Annotated in this window: 1 protein-coding gene; it reads left to right on the top strand. The window is 68.0% G+C overall.

The window, feature by feature from the left end:
* On the top strand, positions 1–2,078 hold a 2,078-nt coding region (locus ACFZCP_RS45860; RefSeq protein WP_391443251.1), incomplete at both ends, for an MMPL family transporter.

Raw genomic sequence — 2,078 nt, 5'->3', positions numbered from 1 at the left:
GCGGTGGCGATCGTCGCCACGGCTCCGAGCCTTCCCTCGAACAGTGACGAGAGCAGCTTCCTGCCCAAGAGTTACGAGTCCATCAAAGCGGCCACCGTCCAGGACAAGGCGTTCCCGGCCGCGTTCACTCCGTCCGCGATCGCGCTGTACCAGCGCACGGACGGAGACCGGCTGACCGCGGCGGACAAGCAGGACATCGCCCGGATCACCTCGCAGCTCGGCAAGGAACACATCGACCAGGTACAGAAGGTCGTGGCCGGCCCGCCCTCGGCCGACGGCAAATACAGCATGACCCTGATCCAGATGGACGACCGCACCGCAGGCCAGCCCCAACAGGCCGACGCCGCCAAAACGGTCCGCGAGGACGCCAAGAAACTAGCCGCAGGAACGCATCTTCAGATCAAGGTCGGCGGCCCCGCCGCCCAGGCCCTGGACCAGCAGGACTCCTCCAAACGCGGCGACACCCTCATCGGCATCGGCACCTTCGCCATCATCCTGGTCACCCTCCTCATCATCTTCCGCGCCCCCATCCTCGCCTTCCTCCCCCTGGTCCTGATCGGCATCGTCTCCGCCATCGCCAACGGACTGATCGCCTACGCCACCAAACTCTTCGACCTCCAGGCCAACAGCTCCATCTCCTCCATCCTCATCGTCGTCCTGTTCGGCGTCGGCACCGACTACTTCCTCTTCCTGATGTTCCGCTACCGCGAACGCCTGCGCGCCGGCGACGAACCCAAGCAAGCCATGACCGAAGCAGTCGCCCGCGTCGGCGAGGCCATCGCCTCCGCCGCCGGAGCCGTCATCATCGCCTTCCTCGCCCTGACCCTGTCCACCCTCGGCTTCCTGCGCCAGATGGGCCCCGCCCTCGCCATCGCCGTCGGCGCCACCCTCATCGCCGGCCTCACCCTCATCCCCGCCGTCGTCTCCCTCATCGGCCCCAAGGTCTTCTGGCCCTCCAAGACCTGGAAGACCGAACCCACCAACGCCCGCTTCGCCGCCCTGGGCCGCAGCGTCCAACGCCGCCCCGCCCTGACCGCCGCCGCCTCCGGCCTCATCCTCCTCGCCCTGTCCCTGGGCACCCTCGGCTACAACGCCACCTTCGACCTCGCCTCCGGCTCCATGCCCAAGACCAAGGAGTCCATGGTCGTCCAGGACCAGATGCAAAAGGCCTACTCCGCCGGCGCCGCCGCACCCACCGACGTCTACCTCACCAGCACCACCACCCAGCCCCTCGACAAAACCACCTTCACCCACTACGCCCGCACACTCGCCCACGTCGACGGCGTCGCCGCCGCCCGCCTCGCCCAGGTCAACCACAACGGCACCACCGCCGACTTCACCGTCACCCTCAAATACGAAGCCTCCACCGACCACGCCATCGACGCCGTCCAACGCGTCCGCGACACCGCCCACACCAACGCCCCCACCGGCACCCGCGCCGTCGTCGGCGGCCTCTCCTCGATCTACAAGGACATCGACACCGCGGTCAACCACGACTACCGCACCGTCTTCCCCGTCGCCGCCCTCCTCATCATGGTCATCCTCGGCCTCCTCCTGCGCAGCATCGTCGCCCCCTGGTACCTCATCGCCTCCGTCGGCCTCGGCTTCGGCGCCACCCTCGGCTCCACCGTCTGGATCTTCCAGAAAGGCCAGGGCCACACCGGCCTGATGTTCCTCCTCCCCGTGATCATGTACCTCTTCGTCGTCGCCATCGGCACCGACTACAACATCCTCATGATCGCCCGGCTCCGCGAAGAAGCCCGCGAAGGCCACACCCCCCGCGAAGCAGCCGGCAAGGCCCTCAAACACGCCGGCCCCACCGTCGCCGCCGCCGGCTTCATCCTCGCCGCCACCTTCGCCACCATGATGCTCGCCGGCAACGCCCTCCTCACCGAAATGGGCTTCGCCGTCTCCTTCGGCATCGCCATCGCCGCCTTCGTCATGGCCATGTTCTTCACCCCCAGCCTCACCGCCCTCATCGGCCACGCCGCCTGGTGGCCCGGCCACGCCGACCAAGCCACCGAAACCACCCCCGGCACCACCGAATCCATCCCCCACCAGACCGCCGGCGACGACGA

The organism is Streptomyces sp. NPDC007971 (genome assembly GCF_042958635.1).
GTDB lineage: Bacteria > Actinomycetota > Actinomycetes > Streptomycetales > Streptomycetaceae > Streptomyces.
Note: the sequence above shows the minus strand (reverse complement) of the source record. Positions and strands in the feature narration are given on the sequence as shown.